This is a genomic window from Rhizobium sp. Leaf453 (assembly GCF_001425605.1).
Lineage (GTDB): Bacteria > Pseudomonadota > Alphaproteobacteria > Rhizobiales > Rhizobiaceae > Pararhizobium.
The window spans coordinates 585,647-602,926 of the sequence record NZ_LMRG01000012.1 but is presented as its reverse complement, the minus strand read 5'-3'; the positions used below and the strand labels follow the sequence as shown (position 1 = coordinate 602,926).

The following is a 17,280-nucleotide window of genomic DNA, read 5'->3' as shown; positions in this document are numbered from 1 at the left end:
ACGGGTCAGTTAACGCTGACAGGCTTGGAGCGCATGCGGGACACCGTTTCGCGCTCCGCCCGCTTGCAACGCATCGGCGGCAGGCTGCGGTCCATCAGGTCCATGTCTTCCAGCACCATGTCGCCCATCTTCCTGAAGGCGCTGTCGAGCGCGCCGGCCCGGTGGGCGGAACGCAGGAAGCCCTTGAGCCCTCGGACCGGATGATCGAGCGCAAGAGGTTCATCGGGATAGACATCACTGGCGGCCACGATATGACCGCTCGCCACCGCCGCCATCAATGCATCAAAATCGACGACATTGGCGCGACTGAGCAGGATGAAGGCGGCGCCCGGCCGCATCTTCGCAAAGGCATCCGCGCCAAGGAAATGCTGGTTCTCGCTCGTGACGGCCGCGACGACGAAGATAAAATCGCTTTGCGTGAGGACATCATCGAGACTGGCGGGTTTGACGCCGTTGTCGATGAGGATCGAGGCCGGCATCCAGGGGTCGTAGACGCGGGTATTGGTACGAAAGCCGGTGAGCACGCGGTTCAGCGCCTTGCCGAGATCACCGAAGCCGATGATGCCGACATCGGCGCCCGAAAGAAGCCGGGCCTTCGCATTGCCCTCGCCACCCCACAACTCCCTACCCTCGCGGAAATCGAGATCCGCATCGACGATGCCGCGCGCGATGTTGAGCGCCATGGCGAGACCGAGTTCGGCGACCGGCTCGGCAAAGACCTGTCCCGTCGTCACCACATGGATGCCGCGCGCAAACAGGATCTCATAGGGCATGTTGTTGAGCAGATTGCTCTCGACATTGAGGATGCAGCGCAATTGCGGCATGCGCGCCAGCGTCTCGGCGCTGAGCGGCGGCTGGCCGATAATATAGCGCGCCTCACCGAGGATATCGTCGCCAAGCCCGGCAATATCGTCCGGATCGGCTTCGACGATGCGATATTTCGCATGCAGCGTCTCAAGCGCCCTCGGGGTGAAAATCAGGTTCAGCGTACGCGGTTCCGGCGCGCTGATGACCAGTGGTCTTTCAGAAACAGACATGATGCTCACTCCCATGCCGGGCCTTGGCGGCCCGCTTCCTCATGGGGCGAAGTTGTATTGATGATCCGTCAATTTGCAAGGACGCGATCAGTAATTGAAACCACGCAACTGCCGCTCGATCGAGCGCGGCGTATTACGCGACTGGAAGGTCGGACCATCGCCCTTGTGGCAATTGTTGACCGTCTCATACTCATCCCCGAAGGTCGGGTGGTTTTCGTGGTGAATGACGGTCTGTTCGCAGACGACAACCTTGGCCTGTTCGGCCTCTTCAGGCGTCTTCACGCCCGGCAGATCGAAATAGGGTTGCGACGGTTGCGCTTGCTGCGCCCATGCTGCCGGTGTGACGACCAACGGCGAAGCCAGGGCAAGGGTCAAAAGCAGGGTTTGTCGTGCCAGCATATCATGTCCATCCTTGACCCCTTTGCCAGATCGTCGCGCACCGCAGGGTCGGGAGACGGTATCGCTTCCGGCAAACATGCGCTATAGCCCAGACCAATGAACAACGCGCGGCGCCTGCCCGGTTGATGTGGGGACTTCCATGGCAAATACAATACGGGTTCACGAAGGTGATATCGCGCGTGAAGACGCGGCCCGCTACCGGGGTGCAATCGCTGTCGATACCGAGACGCTGGGCCTCATTCCCCGCCGCGACCGGCTCTGCGTCGTCCAGCTTTCGCCGGGCGACGGCACAGCCGACGTCATCCGCATCGCCCGGGGCCAGACGCAAGCGCCGAATCTCGTCGCCATGCTCGAAGACCCGGCACGCCAGAAGATCTTTCATTATGGCCGCTTCGACATCGCCGTGCTGTTTCACACCTTCGGCGTCACGACGACACCCGTGTTCTGTACCAAGATCGCCTCGCGCCTGACCCGGACCTATACCGACCGCCACGGCCTGAAGGACAATCTGAAGGAGCTGCTGGAGGTGGATATTTCCAAGCAGCAGCAATCGTCGGACTGGGCAGCGGAAAAGCTGTCGCAGGCACAGCTCGAATATGCGGCCTCCGATGTGCTGCACCTGCATGCACTGCGCGACCGGCTGACCGAGCGCCTCATTCGTGACGGCCGCGCCGATCACGCCGATGCCTGCTTCGCCTTTCTGCCAACCCGCTCCAAACTGGACCTGATGGGCTGGGAAGAGACCGACATTTTCGCCCATAGCTAAGCGGCTGGTCCGGCTGAAAATGGCACACGGTTAAGGTCGAGTTAACGGTTGCGGCCTATCGTTGGGCTACAGCCCCGACGATCATGGACCAGACCGATGATGCTGCCTCCCGCCCAACAGGCCTCCGCCACGCTTGTCACCTCGATGGTGCAATCGATCGTCGACGACATCGAAAAGCGCCGGATCGAGGAAGAAGAAAAGGCCAAAGGCAAGAAGGAAGACAAGGTCGCCAAGGCGCAGATGCGCTCCGACGATGTCTCAAAGGCGGCCAATGCCAAGATCAACGAGCACTTCTTCGGCGCGCTGAAACGCGACGAGAACCCGCTGGCGACACTGATTGCCCGATTTACCAGTGCGGTCGGCATCGCGCAGGAAGCCGGGGAGAGCAACGACGACTTCGCCACCCGACTCACGGATTCGCTTGTTTTCGTCCAGATGATCAGCAAGGACGCGGTCTCGGGCAAGACGGCAGAGTCAGTATCCTTGGCGCGCTTCGGCGTGTCCGCCGCGGAGATCGCCGAGATCAATGCGGGTACGGCCGAAAACCCGAGCGACATGGCGCTGACGCTGGCGCGTTTCGCTAGGGAAAAAGGGCTGGAACAGGCCGGCGACGAATCGGACGATGATTTCAGCAACCGGATCGGCGAATCGCTCAGTGCGTATCGAAAGACGCTCGCGGAGAGCATTCCGGCGTTGGAGAAGAAGAGCGGCCTGGCCGAACTCGGCATCACCGCCGAGCAGATGATCGAGGCCATTCGTCGGCCCTATGGCACACAGGCGGAAGCGATCGAGACGATCCTCGACGACAAGGCGACCGAGGAAAAGACCTTGACCGCCGATGTCAGCAAGGTGCTGCAGCGGCTGGAAGATATCGCCGATCCTAAGACCATCGAGGAACTGAAGGCCGAGCGGCTGGAGAAGGACCCGACCAAGGTCGAGGATGCGGAAACCCGCAAGGAGCGCGAGGAAACGATCGACGCGCTGGAGGCCGGCGAAAAACTGGAGGACGTGCAGGACCTGCACGAAGCCGTGCGGAAAGGAAACGAGGCCACCGCGAAAAACGGCGACGCCAAGGATCCCGTGACGGGTGAGAAAGCGCAGGCTATCGCGATCGAAGCGATCCAGGTTTTTGCAGCCGGCGCCGAGATCGTGCAGGCACAGGCCGAAGCCCCGACGGGGAAGGATGAGACGTCATCGTCGGCAGAAGGCGAAGACACGGGCGAAGTCGAGCCTCCGAGCGACGAGGAACAGGCCGTCATGCTGGCCCGCGCCGGACAGGCTGACGAAGCGCAACGTCTCGAAGATGCCCAGAAGGACATCTTCTCGGTCGCAGTCGACGAGAACGGCATCTACGATCTGCTGGCGAAGAAGGAAGCGGCCTGATCAGGCCTTGCGCCGAACAATGCCCAACCGCGCCATGACTTCCTTCGGGATACCATAACGCTGGACGGCATCGCGGTTTGACCGCAGGCCGCAGATTTCCCGCTGGATGAAGAAGGCCCAGACTGCATCGGCGGCATCGTCGAGCAGTTGTTCGCGCCGCTCGGGCGGCGTGGCGGGATCCTGCAGCACCGACAGGGCCGCGATCGCCTTTTCCACCTTCAACCCGTGGCGGCCGAGCGAATCGGCCCGCTCCGACATCAGTTCGTATTCGAGCAGGTTGAGGCCTGTATCCTTTGTGAAGGACGGGGCGAGGGCTTGGGGCGGACGGACCGTCATGTTCTGGCTCCAACGACAATCGCATTCAAGATGGGATAGTCTGCGCGTCGGAACAACATACTATTTGGCGCGGGCGCGAATTTCCTCGAAGCTCCAGTCCCGCAGAAGATCGCCGTTCTTCCAGATCATCTCCAGGTGATTGTGGCGATCCTTCAACTCGTCGAGGCGCGCCGCTTCAAGACCACCGAGGCCGTTGACGACTGCCTGTCGTCCAGCCTTCGACGCTTTCACGTTCATGGTCGCGGGACGCTTGAAGACATCGTGCCAGCGACCGCTATCGTCCTGACGGGCATTGGTCTTCATGGCGAAGGAATAGGTATCGCGGTTGACCTTCTGCAACAGGCCGCCGCCAACGCCGAAGGCGATGTTTTCAGCGGAGAAACCGAAGGCCTCCAGCCGACCGAGGATCTGGCTGATATCGGCATTGGACAGGCCGTCGCCCTGGATGACGCGGACGGACTTGTCGAGCACCTTGTAACCCTTGCCGTTCAGCGTCGAGCCGAAGTGATAATCGAGTTGCTTGACTACGTGGACCGGCGTCTCGATCGGATCGCCGCTGTCCGGCCGGATGACCACCGTGCCACCGCTGGCCTTGACCTTTTCGCGCAACTGCTTGCCCCAGATTTCGGAGACGGCATAGTTGATATCGTAGCTGTCGGACACGACGGCAAACATGCCGCCGCCGGCGAAACGATCAATCATGTTGGTATAGGCCTCCGCCTCCCGCTCGACGCCCCAGGCGGTCATGGTCGAATGTTCCGACGCGGGGATCGAGAAACCGGCCATGTCGGCACCGTAATAGCGCCGGGCATGGAGGATGCCGGTCACCGTATCCGTTCCCATGAAATGAACGAGATGAGCAGCACCGCCGATACCGGCCTGCTCAAGCGCGCCGACACCGCGGGCGCCAAAATCGTGCAGGCGGAAAGGCAGGACCGCTGCCGGATCGTCGCAGGTCTTTTCCAGCACCGGCCGGATGATCTCGCGGATCTTGCGGGCATTGCTGGCGACAGAGGACGGATACCATACGGCACGCAGCAGCGCGGTCTCGATATAGGAGGTCAGCCAGAAGCAATGCGGATCGGTATTGACCACCTGCACCATCGGCACGCCGCGCCGGAGCAGCGTGCCCTCCGGCAGTGCCTGGATTTCGAGTGGAAGATAGCCGCCGAAATGTTCGACCACACGCATCCAGCCGGCGCGATTGAACGGCAGGCCATGGGCAATCACGATCGCCTCGGCCTCATCGACATCGGCTGATGTCACCGGCTTGCCAAGATATTCCTTCAGAAACATCTGCAGGCCGAAGAACACCACGTCCGGCTGGTCCTGATGGCCGCGCGTCTCGATATAGGCCGAGATTGCCCGCGTTCCCGGCGGATACTGGAGGAAATGGCTGAACTTGTAGCTATCGGTATTGAGGATCAGATTGGCCGGATTCATCGCATTCCCCCGAAAGCAACCCGCCTCTGTAAATAGCGACGGCACAGCAGCCAAGATGTACGCGACCGGCAAAAAAGCAGCAAGCGCAAAGACATGCGGATTTGGAGTCATTCGCGGCATCGAAAGTATGGTTAATATTCTGTCAATCTTTCCCACCTAATATCGGGATATCAAGGCTCGGCTATTTGTGTTTCCGCAGCAGCCTTCGCAGTCTGGTTTGGCCGTGAACGAGCCGTCGGGCATGCGCATGAAGCGCCTCATTCATTCGAGACATCTGCTTGATCTGGCCTGCTCCCTGAATGGAGGGCCGCGAACTGAACCGTGTTTCCAGTCTCAACCCTTTATGACGGAGAATTGCGATGCTGATGCCCATTCTCACAGTCAAGGCGGTCACTGCCCCGACGGCGCACGCGGCAGCCGTGGTCGAGACCACGACTCCGAAGGACCGGGCCCCTACCCTGCCTCCCATTCGGATTTCCGGCCGGCAATCGGAAGCCATGCTGAAGATCCTGGAGACGCTGAACCGTCATCTGGTCGGCAGCGAACCCCTCCCCCGGGAAGCGCTGGTCCGGTTGCTCGACACGCTGGCGAAGGTCTTGAAATTCCCACCTCTGCCGCAGGAAAGCCTGCGCGATTTCAGCAAGCGGCTGGCCGTCTTTCTTGAAACTCTACCACCAGCAGTGCGCCAGGCTGTCGAAAAACAGTTGGGCCAGCGCAATCTGGCGGTCTCGATCCGCATCCTCACGGAAGCGCTGAAGATGCCATCACTCCTCGACACGCCACGGCAGCCCGGTCAAGCCTTCACGCCGCTGACACCCGCTCGCGCTCTTCTCGCTCAGCCGGACCGCCATGCACAGACGCTGCCGGTACAGCAATCTTCGGCGCGGCAACAGCCGGTCCAGCAGCAGTCTATGCCGCCGGCGCAGCCCCTGCCCCATGCCGGTTCGAATCCGATACTTGCCAGCGCCGCCTTTGTGCCGGACCCCGGCATCCTGCAGGCAGCCTTGAAGAAGGCCTTTGGCGACGACGAAGAACCGGCTGCGATTCCGGTGATCGTCCTGGAGGAGCATGAAGACGATCTTGAAGCCATGCCCAGCGTCGACCGACGGAACGATGGCGCGAAAGCACAAACACCCCGCAGCGCTGATAGCGCGGCAGCGGGGGCCTCAGCCAGAATGCCCGTCAAGGCGAACGACGAAACGATCCCGCTCCTTCGCGCCGCTGCAGCCTTCCTCGCAGCCGATCCGGAAGCCCTGTCGCAAGTCAGCGCGATCGCCAGTGGCGAGATCGATAGCCAGGTAATGACCGATCTTCAGGAGGAGCTGAACCTGCCTCTTCCCGAAACAATGGATTTGGCGGATCAGACCACGCAGCCTGGACAGCCAGAGCCACAAAAGGCCTGGGAACAGCCGAATCTGGCACCGCAAACGGCACTTTCTGAACCGGCGGTGCAGACCGAGCCGGCCGAACAGGAGCGCGCCCCACAGCCGCAAGCCGAACAGCCAGCGCAGCATTTCGAAGAGCCTGCACAGAAGCCATCTATCCGCGCCGAGGCTGAAACCAGGTTTGAGCGGCCACTCCTCCAGCCCGTCAGGGATAGACAGACAGCCACAGGCCAATTTCAGTCTGCGCTGCGGCAGGAATTGTCGACGCAGCATCTCGATCCGCAACCGGCGACCACGCGCGTTGCCACCAAACAGGAAGCATTCCTGAAGCCACCGGTTCAAGCCGAGGCTGAGACTCGGTTCGAGCAGTCGTCCGAGCCCGTCAAGGAAAGGCAGACGACCACAACCTCATTCAGAGATACGCTCCGTCAGGAGCTGCCAACGCCGCGTCTCGATCCGCAACCGGCGGCAAATCAAGTCGTCGCGAAATCGGAAGCGTTCCCGCAGAATGCGACGCCGCTGCAACAGCCTGCCTTTGCCAAAAACCATGAGGAAGTCGCGGGCTTCCGTGGCCATGATCTCGGCGAATGGGAACTGGACATCGAATCGCCGGCACAGCTTCTGGCGTCGAGTGAGGATTCCCCGCCGGCTCAATTCGAGCCGGAAGACAGTGCGGATGAAAAGGTATTCTCCCAAGCCTTGAAGGCATTGGTTGAGGCGAGCATCCCCCTGCCCGAGGGGACGGCCGAATGGAATGCGTCGGACACCCTGTTTTCAGCCCTTGCCGGAGAAACGGCCGATATGGACGCCGGGCTCCTGTTCGCCGAGCTTGAGGCCACCGGTGACACTGTCATCCTGCCGGACGCCACTCTGTTGACCGGAGATATCGGCAGCGGCGAAAACTCCCTTTTCGAAGCCGACACGTTGAGCACTTTGCTGGAAACGCCCGACGATGGCGCCACCAACCGCGCGCCACTCAGCCACGCCGCGATCACGGACGAGTCCCCACGCGACGCCCAGCCCCAGAGGGCGCCGGAAACCGTTGTTGCAAGGGATGCGATCCCCTTCGCCATGATCCCCTATCTGCCCGCCAAGACCGAAGGCATGAAATCCGTGAAGGAAGAGGATGACGAACAGCCATCCTTTGCTGGCCATGATGAGCATGAACAGGGCGAGAATCATGACGCGCGCGATGAGCAGGAGCGCGAATCGGGCTCGGAGACATCAATGGAATCGGGTGGTGACGAGAATGAGGCCGGTGATGCCTATGACCTCTATCGCCGCATGGGCGGGCTTGGATAAGCAAGCCATCAAATTTGAAGACAAACAAAAAAAGCCCGCGGAAATCGCTTTCCGCGGGCTCTTTCATTCAAGAAGCAGAGGCTTATTCGCCGCCGCGGTTCTTCAGGGCTGCGCCCAGGATGTCGCCGAGCGAAGCGCCGGAGTCGGACGAACCGAACTGTGCGACGGCTTCCTTCTCTTCAGCGATTTCCAGTGCCTTGATCGACAGCATGACCTTGCGGTCCTTCTTGGAGAAGTTGGTGACGCGGGCGTCGACAACCTGACCAACGGAGAAACGCTCCGGACGCTGTTCGTCGCGGTCACGCGACAGATCGGCACGGCGGATGAACGAGGTGAGGTCTTCGTGGTTGACGAGCTTCACTTCGATGCCGCCGTCGTTGATCGCGATGACTTCAGCCGAAACGACGGCGTTCTTGCGCAGGTCGCCGGAAGCGGCGGCATCGCCAACCGAGTCCTTGCCGAGCTGCTTGATGCCGAGCGAGATGCGTTCCTTTTCGACGTCTACATCGAGAACGACAGCCTTGACGACGTCGCCCTTGTTGTATTCCTCGATGACCTGCTCGCCCGGGCGGTTCCAGTCGAGATCCGACAGGTGCACCATGCCGTCGACATCGCCGTCGAGGCCGATGAACAGGCCGAATTCGGTCTTGTTCTTGACTTCGCCCTCAACTTCGGTGCCAGCCGGATGGCTGTGCGCGAAGGCCTGCCACGGGTTCTCGAGCGTCTGCTTGAGGCCGAGCGAGATGCGGCGCTTGGTCGGATCGACTTCGAGAACGACAACGTCGACTTCCTGCGTCGTGGACAGGATCTTGCCGGGATGTACGTTCTTCTTGGTCCAGGACATTTCGGAGATGTGGATCAGGCCTTCGATGCCCGGTTCCAGCTCTACGAATGCACCGTAGTCTGTGATGTTGGTGACGGTACCGGAGATCTTCTTGCCGACCGGGTACTTGGCACCGATGCCATCCCACGGATCCGACTCGAGCTGCTTCATGCCGAGCGAGATGCGGTGGGTTTCCTGGTTGATGCGGATGATCTGAACCTTGACCTGCTGGCCGATGTTCAGGATTTCCGACGGATGGTTAACGCGGCGCCATGCCATGTCGGTGACGTGCAGCAGGCCGTCGATGCCGCCGAGGTCAACGAACGCACCGTAATCGGTGATGTTCTTGACGACGCCGTCAACAACCTGGCCTTCTTCGAGGTTCTGGACGATTTCCGAACGCTGTTCAGCACGCGACTCTTCAAGAACCGTACGACGCGAAACGACGATATTGCCGCGACGCTTGTCCATCTTGAGGATTTCGAAGGGCTGCGGGTTGTGCATCAGCGGGGTAACGTCGCGGATCGGACGGATGTCGACCTGGGAGCGCGGAAGGAAGGCAACGGCACCATCCAGATCGACGGTGAAACCACCCTTGACCTGGTTGAAGATGACGCCTTCGACGCGTTCGCCGGCTTCGAACTTGACTTCGAGGCGGACCCAGCTCTCTTCGCGGCGAGCCTTTTCGCGCGACAGAACAGCTTCGCCCATCGCATTTTCGATGCGCTCGACGTAAACTTCGACTTCATCGCCGACCTTCAGCGTGCCGTCCTTGGCCTTCGCGCCGAATTCCTTCAGAGCGATGCGGCCTTCGACCTTGAGGCCGACGTCAACGATGGCGACGTCCTTCTCGATGGCCGTAACAATACCCTTGGTGACGTAGCCTTCGGCAAGATCCTGCGAGGCAAAGGATTCCTGCAACAGCGCGGCAAAATCGTCGCGGGTGGGGTTAGCTTGAGACATGAATACTCCTGATGTGCCACGGATGGGGCACAGGCGCCGGGGGTTAGCGTTGACACGTCCGAAAACCATCCGCTCTCTCAGGGAGAGCAAATCCGGCGCGGGATGGTTGCTCGGACTATTTGTTCAGGGCAGCGTCGATGATGCTCTTCGCCGCCTGGAAAGCGGCCTCTATACTCATTTCGGACGTATCTAGCAAGTGCGCATCCGCAGCCGGCCGCAGCGGGCTATCAGCCCGGCCCATGTCACGCTCGTCACGCTTGGTGATATCTGCGAGAATCTCTAGGAAATCGGCGGGGACGCCATTGCCGACGATCTCGTCGAACCGGCGGTGCGCCCGAACTTCGGCCGAGGCCGTCACATACAGCTTCACCGGCGCATTCGGGCAGACGACAGTACCGATATCGCGTCCGTCAAGCACGGTTCCGGGCTCGCGGACGGAAAAGGCGCGCTGCGCCTCGACCAGCGCCTGGCGCACCAGCGGCATCACGGCGATTTTGGAAGCCGCCTCGCCGATCGCATGGGCCGACAGGACCGAACGATCGAGCCCGGCAAGCTCAACATTGCGCGCAACGCCTTCCGCCAGCGTCTCGTCATCCAGCGGCAGGCCACCATCGACAAGCGCCTTGGCGGTGGCGCGATATGTCAGGCCGGTATCGAGATGGTGGAAGCCATAGACCTCGGCGATCCGGCGCGAGAGGGTACCCTTGCCGGCAGCGGCCGGTCCGTCGATGGCGATAGTGAAAGTCATTGAGATACCTGAAAATGAATGTGATCGTCGTGACGGGCCGCCCGACAGCCCTGAAATCTCACACTATCATTCGTGACGGCAAGCCTTTTTGCGAGATGCGAGAAGACGATATGGCGATCATTGCGAACGCGAACCAAGCTGCGGATGGAAAAGTATGCCCAACACCCACAAAAGTTAGGCTTTGACAGAACAGGCCAAGACCAGTATGGGGACCGGCTAATTCATTCACCTTCAACGCCGGTTTTCCGGCAAAAGCCGGTTCGTCCGGTCACTCAAGAGGCTTTGACAGTGGCAAAAGCGGAACTTGGAACAAAGCGCATCGATCCGGAGACAGGCCGTAAGTTCTACGACCTGAACAAGGATCCGATCGTTTCCCCTTACACCGGCAAATCCTACCCCTTGTCCTTCTTCGAAGAGACATCGGTCGCCAAGGTGATGGAAAAGGCTGCCGAGGAGGACGAAATCCAGGAAGTCGACGCCGAGAACACGGAAGTCGAACTGGTCTCGCTCGAGGATGCCGATGGCGAAGCAGCCGGCGGCGACGATCTTCCGGATCTGGGCGACGACGATGTCGAAATCGAAGGCGATGACGACGACACCTTCCTGGAAGCCGACGACGAAGACGAAGACGGCCTCTCCGACCTGATCGGCGTCTCCGACGACGACGACGAGGTCTAAACCTCTCATATTTCTGAGAAATGCGTCCGCGTGCGATCAGACCCAAACGCGGACGCCGAGGTTTCGGAGTTCATTTCAGAAAATCTCGGAACTTTGTCTTTTTCGGCTTGCCATCTTCAAAAAGCAGAAGTATGAAGCCGCCACCCCACCGAACGAATGGTTCGACGGGGTTCCCGGAACCGGCATCGCCGGACCCAATATGGGGCTATAGCTCAGCTGGGAGAGCGCTTGCATGGCATGCAAGAGGTCAGCGGTTCGATCCCGCTTAGCTCCACCAAATTTTCCCAGACAGATAGAATTCCGAGTTCTTCACGATGAAGAATTACGCCGCTAGAGCGTTTCATCTTTTGACGGAACCATAGCCTGCATTTCTGAGATAGTTGGCGCATTCGTCGGGTTTGATCGTTTCAACGAGCCTGCCAATATGCCGCCATGTATCTTCGGTGGTCCGCTGCTGTGCGTTGCGCATCCAGTGCTTTATCTTCGAGAAGGCCTGCTCGATCGGATTGAGGTCTGGCGAATAGGGTGGCAGGAACCAAAGCCGGGCACCTGCGGCCTTGATCAGCTGTCGGATTGTCACCGCCTTGTGGCTGCCGAGATTATCCATGACGACAATGTCGCCTGGTTTGAGCACTGGCACCAACTGCTGCTCGACATAGGCGCGAAAGCACTCGCCATTGATCGGTCCGTCGAAGACACAGGGCGCTGTTAGCCGGTCGGCCCTCAAAGCCCCGAGGAATGTCAGCGCGCGCCAATGACCGTGTGGTGCAAACGCCCGCAGACGCTTGCCTTTTGGTCCCCAGCCTCTGATCGGCGTCATATTGGTCTTGATCCAGGTCTCATCGATGAAGACCAATCGCTCGGGATCGAGATGATGTTGCAAGGCTTTCCACCGCTCTCGTCTGCGGGCGATATCGGCACGAGCCTGTTCAAGGGCGAACAGCGTTTTTTTTGAAGCGCAGCCCCTCCTTACGGATGAACTCCCAGATCGTGTTATGTGAGACGGCGAGGCCTCGCGAGGCGAGTTCGGCCTTCAGGCCATGCAGTGTCAGATGTGGATTTTGAGCCAACCGCTCGGCAATGAAATCCCGATATGGCTCCAGAATACGCTTGCGATAACCACCCATCTTGCCGGGACGAACCGATCCCGTCGCACGATGGCGCTGCGACCACTTCACCACCGAAGATGCGGCAACTTCGAACCGTGCAGCAACGGCTCGGACACTCTCGCCGCTCAACACTGCGGCAACAACGCGCTCACGAAGATCATTCGATATCGGTGCGGTCATGGGATGCTGGCCTCCGTCCAGCCAGCATCGGTGAATCAGAATAGAGCTGATTTGGGAATCTAAGCCGATTCAGAAAAACGCGGAAACGCTCTAGTCATCTTTATGCTTTGCAAGCCAGATCTCTCCCATTGACTGGGCCATCCTCCCACGCTTCAACCATTGCCGAACGAAGCAGGAAGGACGCCAACCATGGATTTCGGCATCAAGGACAAACGCGCGCTCGTGCTCGGCGGCAGCAAGGGGCTTGGGCGAGGAATTGCCGAGGCGCTGGCTGGTGAAGGGGTTGCGGTTGCGCTGACGGGGCGCGATGAGGACAAGGCTGCAAGCGTGGCGGCGGAGATCGGCGAATCGGCGCGTGGGTTCGGGCTCGACCTTTCCGACCCGGATACGATCGATCCGTTTCTCGACCGGCTCGCCGACGATTTCGGGTCAATCGATATCCTTGTGCTGAACGGTGGCGGACCGCCGCCGAGCGATGCGGCCACGATCGATCCGGCCTTCTGGCGCAAGCAGTTCGACACGATGGTGCTGGCCGGCATGCGGATGACAGACAGGCTGCTGCCATCGATGCGGCAGCGTGGCTGGGGACGAATCATGGCGGTTGCCTCGACCAGCATTCGCGAACCGATCCCCGGCCTCACCGCCTCCAATGCGCTGCGCAGCGCCGTTGCCGGATGGATGAAGACGCTGGCTGGCGAAGTGGCGGCGGAAGGCGTGACCGTCAACATGCTGCTGCCCGGCCGGCTGGCAACGGACAGGACGCTGAGCTTCGACCGCATGGACGCGGAGGCGGAAGGCTTGAGCCTCGAGACGGTGGCGGCCCGCAGCCAGTCGGACATTCCGCTGAAGCGCTATGGCACAGCGGCGGAATTTGGCGCGGCGGCGGCTTTCCTAGCGAGCCGTCAGGCCGGCTATATCACCGGCATCGCGCTGCCCATCGACGGCGGTCTCAGCCGATCGATGCTCTAACCGACGGCTCATTCATCCTGGCACCGGACGAGCTATCTATCTCGGCGCGACATCGTCCAGCCAGAGATTGCTGAACGTCAGATTCGCTACCGAGACAGCCCTGCCATTGTCATCGCGAACAACGATCGAGGCCGTGCCACGTGGCTGCTCGGGAATCTCGTCACGTGCAATATCCAGGAGGATCCGACCAACCTCGCGTGTGATCTCCGCCCGCGAATCAAGCTCCAGCCCGCTATCGTCGCGAACCGGGCCGTCGCCGTTCTGCAAATCGAAAAAATATCGGCTCATCTGCTATGTCCTTCTGAACGAACAGGAATTCGCCGCATCTAAAATAGTTCCTGAAAGCCGACAGATTCGTCACTTATGTGTCAATGTTAAATGAGCCCCGGCCGTTTGTGGGATAGTTGGAATGTCCAACCCACTGATGGCATGCCGCAAATTGATCGATTCCCTGCTCCTCAACCTCCAAAGCCATGACGTGGTGACGCCGCACGAGGTGTCGCTGCTCAGAAGCTTGATCTGGCGCGACCGGCGCTTCAAGGTGGACGAGGAAATCGTGGTCGAAGGGTCACGGCCGGGCTACAGCACCTTGCTGATCGATGGTTTTGCCGCCCGCTACAAGTTTCTCGCGGATGGTACAAGGCAGATCACCGCGCTGCATATCGCCGGAGACTTCGTCGACCTACACGCCTTTCTTTTGAAAACCATGGATCACGGCATCGTCGCGATGTCGCCCTGCCACGTTGCCTTCGTGGAGCACAGCGATCTCAAGACAATCTCCGAAACCCAACCGCATCTCAGCCGACTGTTCTGGCTGGACACACTGGTGGACGGCGCCATTCATCGCGAGTGGATCGTGGCGATGGGAAGACGGTCGAAGAAGGCCCATCTTGCCCACCTCGTTTGCGAACTGTTCATGCGGTTGCAGGTCGTCGGTCGCACGACCGGCTACAGCTTTCATTTTCCGCTGACCCAGGTGGAGCTGGCCGATGTGCTCGGCATTTCGCTGGTCCATCTCAACAAGACCCTGCAGATACTGCGCAAGGCAGAGCTTCTGACCTGGATCGGCCAGATGATCACCATTCTCGACTGGGGACGTTTGCAGGAACTGGCACAGTTCGACCCCACCTATCTCAGCCAGACCGTGGAACCGCGCTAGCGTGAGGTTGCATCCGGCGACCAAACGCTCCATCTCTTGGCTTTCAAGCCAGATATGGGGATCGAAATGGCGGAGCAGACGACGAAGGTAAGGCCAACCGGCGCCAGCGCGGTTCTCCGCCGACATGGGTTTCCGCTTGTGACCTCGGCAACCGGCGGTGAAATCCAGATCGTCACCGGCGCTTCGCAGCCCGGTTTTAATCCGATCGACTTGCTCTATGCCTCGCTGTCAGCCTGCATGGCCATGAGCGCCCGCATCGCCGCCAACCAGATGGGGCTGCTCGACAGGTTGACGGATATTCGCGCGGACGTGACCGGCGAAAAGGCGAGCGAAGGCCTGTCCCGCGTCAAGCGCTTCAATATCATGCTGACAATCCGCGGCGACATTGATGATGAATCACGCCATGCGATTGCCAAGGCTGCCGAAGAAGAAATCTGCACGGTCAGCAACACGCTGCGCGGCGGCGCGGATTTTTCACTCAAAGTCTCGGACTAACCGCCTAATCCCCGTCGTGAAGGGACCTCCTGATCGGTTCGCCGACGGTAATATCACGGAATGTCGCTTCAAAACCTTCCCGTTCCGGCGAACAGGCCGTGACGCCGATCTCGGCATCGGCGGATGAGAACGGGCAGAGCCGCGCCATCTGCCATGGGGCATCAGCATCGAACCGGAACTGCACCCGCACGGCATCACCGTGGCGGGTCAACCGGACGAACAGCGGAGCGGATGGAGCGATCCCGTGCAGCGGAATGACCGACCAATCGGAAACCTCGCGCGTCACCACCACGCTGAAATGCATCAGGCCATCGGTATATTCGATGCCACACTTGATCCAGTTGCTCTCATCCAGCCGCAGCATCAGCCCGGCCTGATCGTAGAGGGTCTCGTATTGTCCGAGAATCGTCGCTGAGGCGGTGAAATCGCCCGAGACCGGGCGCAGATAGGCATGGCCACTATCGCGGATGAAGCCGTAAAAGGTTGAGCGCCAGAAGTCGGTTTTGGCATCCGTCTTCAGCGTCAGCGACGCCGCCTCATCGCTCCACCGGGAGGGCTCGTTGTGCCAGCGAAAAGCCTTGTCCACGCGAAACTCCTCACCCTTTCGGTCTTCAACGAACCGCGAATCTAGCCACGGCTTGCCTGGTGGCAAGCCCCTACCCGAGGCGCGCGTTCACATGCGCCATTGGCAAGGCGCGTCTGTTTGACTATGGATTGCCGCCACGCGTGGCCAACGCCCCCTTCCGGCCGACTGCGCGTCCGCGATGTTATTCTGGAGTTTGTCATGAAAATCACGATGATCGGTGCCGGGTATGTCGGGCTTGTTTCCGGCGTCTGCTTTGCCGATTTCGGTCACGAGGTCACCTGCCTGGACAAGGACGCGGCCAAGATCGACGCGCTTCTGGCGGGCCGCATCCCGATCTTCGAACCGGGACTTGAGCAACTGGTGGCAGACAATGTCAAGGATGGCCGTCTCAACTTCTCGACCGACCTCGCATCAAGCGTCTCCCAGAGCGACGTGATCTTCATCGCCGTTGGAACACCCTCGCGGCGCGGCGACGGTCATGCCGACCTCTCCTATGTCTATGATGCCGCCCGCGAGATCGCCGCCCACGTAACGGGCTTCACTGTCATCGTCACCAAGTCGACCGTGCCGGTCGGCACCGGTGACGAGGTCGAGCGGATCATGCGCGAGACTAATCCGGACGCGGATATCGCCGTCGTCTCGAACCCTGAATTTTTGCGCGAAGGTGCCGCGATCGACGATTTCAAGCGGCCCGACCGCATCGTCATCGGCTTGGATGACGAGCGCGCCCGCGCCGTCATGACCGAGGTCTACCGCCCGCTCTATCTCAACCAGTCGCCGCTCCTGTTTACCACGCGGCGCACCTCCGAACTGATCAAATATGCCGGCAATGCCTTCCTTGCTATGAAGATCACCTTCATCAACGAAATGGCGGATCTCTGCGAAAAGGTCGGCGCCAACGTGCAGGAAGTGGCACGCGGTATCGGGCTCGATGGCCGCATCGGCGGAAAATTCCTGCATGCCGGTCCGGGTTATGGCGGCTCCTGCTTCCCCAAGGACACGTTGGCACTGGTCAAGACCGCCCAGGATCACGACAGCCCGGTGCGGCTGATCGAGACCGTCGTCTCCGTCAATGACAACCGCAAGCGCGCCATGGGCCGCAAGGTCATTGCCGCCGCCGGCGGCGAGGTGCGTGGCAAGAAGGTCGCGGTGCTCGGCCTCACCTTCAAGCCCAACACCGACGACATGCGTGACAGCCCGGCGATCGCGGTCATCCAGGCCTTGACCGATGCCGGCGCCATCGTCACCGGCTATGATCCCGAGGGCATGGATAATGCACGCCATGTCATCGACGGCATCGCCTATGCCGACAGCCCCTACAAAGCGGCCGAAGGTGCAGACGTGCTAGTGATCGTCACAGAATGGAACGAGTTCCGGGCGCTGAACCTGCCGCGACTGAAGTCGCTGATGAACACGCCGGTTCTGGTCGATCTCCGCAATATCTATCAGGCCGGCGAGGTCACGAAGCACGGGTTCAGCTACACCAGCGTCGGGCGACCGCAATAACGGACGACATCTT

General features: G+C 60.4%; 17 protein-coding genes and 1 tRNA gene. 9 read left to right on the top strand and 9 right to left on the bottom strand.

Annotated features, from left to right (window positions below):
- Window positions 1-5: 5 nt before the first annotated feature.
- On the bottom strand, window positions 6-1,037 hold the full coding sequence (locus ASG68_RS16380) for a hydroxyacid dehydrogenase (protein WP_062582425.1): 1,032 nt from the start codon (window positions 1,035-1,037) through the stop codon (window positions 6-8).
- An 87-nt stretch (window positions 1,038-1,124) separates the two neighbouring features.
- Window positions 1,125-1,436 carry a hypothetical protein gene (locus ASG68_RS16375; RefSeq protein WP_062582186.1) on the bottom strand — a complete coding sequence of 104 codons (312 nt, stop codon included), beginning with the start codon at window positions 1,434-1,436 and terminating at the stop codon, window positions 1,125-1,127.
- A gap of 139 nt (window positions 1,437-1,575) precedes the next feature.
- On the opposite strand from ASG68_RS16375, the gene ASG68_RS16370 reads away from it, so the two are divergent.
- Window positions 1,576-2,202, top strand: a complete 627-nt coding sequence (locus ASG68_RS16370) for a ribonuclease D (protein ID WP_062582184.1) — start codon at window positions 1,576-1,578, stop codon at window positions 2,200-2,202.
- Window positions 2,203-2,298: 96 nt separating this feature from the next.
- Window positions 2,299-3,585, top strand: coding sequence for a hypothetical protein (locus tag ASG68_RS16365; RefSeq protein ID WP_062582183.1), 1,287 nt, complete (start codon window positions 2,299-2,301; stop codon window positions 3,583-3,585).
- Here the strand turns inward: ASG68_RS16365 and ASG68_RS16360 are convergent, their stop codons facing one another.
- Complete coding sequence (locus ASG68_RS16360) at window positions 3,586-3,921, bottom strand: DUF6665 family protein (protein WP_062582181.1); 336 nt, start codon at window positions 3,919-3,921, stop codon at window positions 3,586-3,588. It lies immediately after the preceding gene.
- Between the two features lie 60 nt (window positions 3,922-3,981).
- Window positions 3,982-5,364 (bottom strand): nicotinate phosphoribosyltransferase, encoded by a 1,383-nt coding sequence (locus ASG68_RS16355; RefSeq protein ID WP_062582179.1) that lies wholly within the window; start codon window positions 5,362-5,364, stop codon window positions 3,982-3,984.
- Between the two features lie 359 nt (window positions 5,365-5,723).
- Between ASG68_RS16355 and ASG68_RS16350 the strand changes: the two genes are divergently transcribed.
- A complete protein-coding gene (locus tag ASG68_RS16350; protein WP_062582177.1) occupies window positions 5,724-8,051 on the top strand; it encodes a hypothetical protein in 2,328 nt (775 codons plus the stop codon).
- Between the two features lie 82 nt (window positions 8,052-8,133).
- Here the strand turns inward: ASG68_RS16350 and rpsA are convergent, their stop codons facing one another.
- Both rpsA and cmk read right to left on the bottom strand, forming a co-directional pair.
- Entirely contained in the window at window positions 8,134-9,837 is a 1,704-nt protein-coding gene (gene rpsA, locus ASG68_RS16345) for a 30S ribosomal protein S1 (RefSeq protein WP_062582175.1), read from the bottom strand.
- A 115-nt stretch (window positions 9,838-9,952) separates the two neighbouring features.
- The gene (cmk, locus tag ASG68_RS16340) at window positions 9,953-10,585 is read right to left on the bottom strand and encodes a (d)CMP kinase (protein ID WP_062582174.1); all 633 of its coding nucleotides are present in this window, start codon (window positions 10,583-10,585) and stop codon (window positions 9,953-9,955) included.
- A gap of 288 nt (window positions 10,586-10,873) precedes the next feature.
- Here cmk and ASG68_RS16335 point away from each other — a divergent pair, with 288 nt between their 5' ends.
- The gene (locus tag ASG68_RS16335; RefSeq protein WP_062582170.1) at window positions 10,874-11,263 is read left to right on the top strand and encodes a TIGR02300 family protein; all 390 of its coding nucleotides are present in this window, start codon (window positions 10,874-10,876) and stop codon (window positions 11,261-11,263) included.
- Window positions 11,264-11,464: 201 nt separating this feature from the next.
- Window positions 11,465-11,540, top strand: a tRNA-Ala gene (locus tag ASG68_RS16330).
- Window positions 11,541-11,603: 63 nt separating this feature from the next.
- On the opposite strand, the gene ASG68_RS30695 is transcribed toward ASG68_RS16330, so the two are convergent.
- Window positions 11,604-12,552 (bottom strand): IS630 family transposase gene (locus tag ASG68_RS30695; protein ID WP_156384878.1). Its coding sequence is split into 2 segments (ribosomal slippage): window positions 11,604-12,215 and window positions 12,217-12,552, totalling 948 coding nucleotides; the frame shifts between segments, so codons are not numbered across the junction.
- Window positions 12,553-12,741: 189 nt separating this feature from the next.
- On the opposite strand from ASG68_RS30695, the gene ASG68_RS16315 reads away from it, so the two are divergent.
- Window positions 12,742-13,521: an SDR family oxidoreductase gene (locus ASG68_RS16315; protein ID WP_062582164.1), complete on the top strand. Its 780-nt coding sequence runs from the start codon at window positions 12,742-12,744 to the stop codon at window positions 13,519-13,521.
- Between the two features lie 36 nt (window positions 13,522-13,557).
- Here ASG68_RS16315 and ASG68_RS16310 read toward each other — a convergent pair whose 3' ends face one another.
- Window positions 13,558-13,809, bottom strand: a complete 252-nt coding sequence (locus ASG68_RS16310; protein ID WP_062582161.1) for a DUF6894 family protein — start codon at window positions 13,807-13,809, stop codon at window positions 13,558-13,560.
- Between the two features lie 151 nt (window positions 13,810-13,960).
- Between ASG68_RS16310 and ASG68_RS16305 the strand changes: the two genes are divergently transcribed.
- Both ASG68_RS16305 and ASG68_RS16300 read left to right on the top strand, forming a co-directional pair.
- Entirely contained in the window at window positions 13,961-14,680 is a 720-nt protein-coding gene (locus ASG68_RS16305; RefSeq protein ID WP_062582423.1) for a Crp/Fnr family transcriptional regulator, read from the top strand.
- A gap of 66 nt (window positions 14,681-14,746) precedes the next feature.
- Window positions 14,747-15,175, top strand: a complete 429-nt coding sequence (locus ASG68_RS16300; protein WP_062582421.1) for an OsmC family protein — start codon at window positions 14,747-14,749, stop codon at window positions 15,173-15,175.
- A 4-nt stretch (window positions 15,176-15,179) separates the two neighbouring features.
- Here the strand turns inward: ASG68_RS16300 and ASG68_RS16295 are convergent, their stop codons facing one another.
- Window positions 15,180-15,761: a DUF1349 domain-containing protein gene (locus ASG68_RS16295; protein ID WP_062582160.1), complete on the bottom strand. Its 582-nt coding sequence runs from the start codon at window positions 15,759-15,761 to the stop codon at window positions 15,180-15,182.
- 198 nt (window positions 15,762-15,959) lie between these two features.
- Here ASG68_RS16295 and ASG68_RS16290 point away from each other — a divergent pair, with 198 nt between their 5' ends.
- On the top strand, window positions 15,960-17,267 hold the full coding sequence (locus tag ASG68_RS16290; RefSeq protein WP_062582158.1) for a UDP-glucose dehydrogenase family protein: 1,308 nt from the start codon (window positions 15,960-15,962) through the stop codon (window positions 17,265-17,267).
- Window positions 17,268-17,280 lie beyond the last annotated feature (13 nt).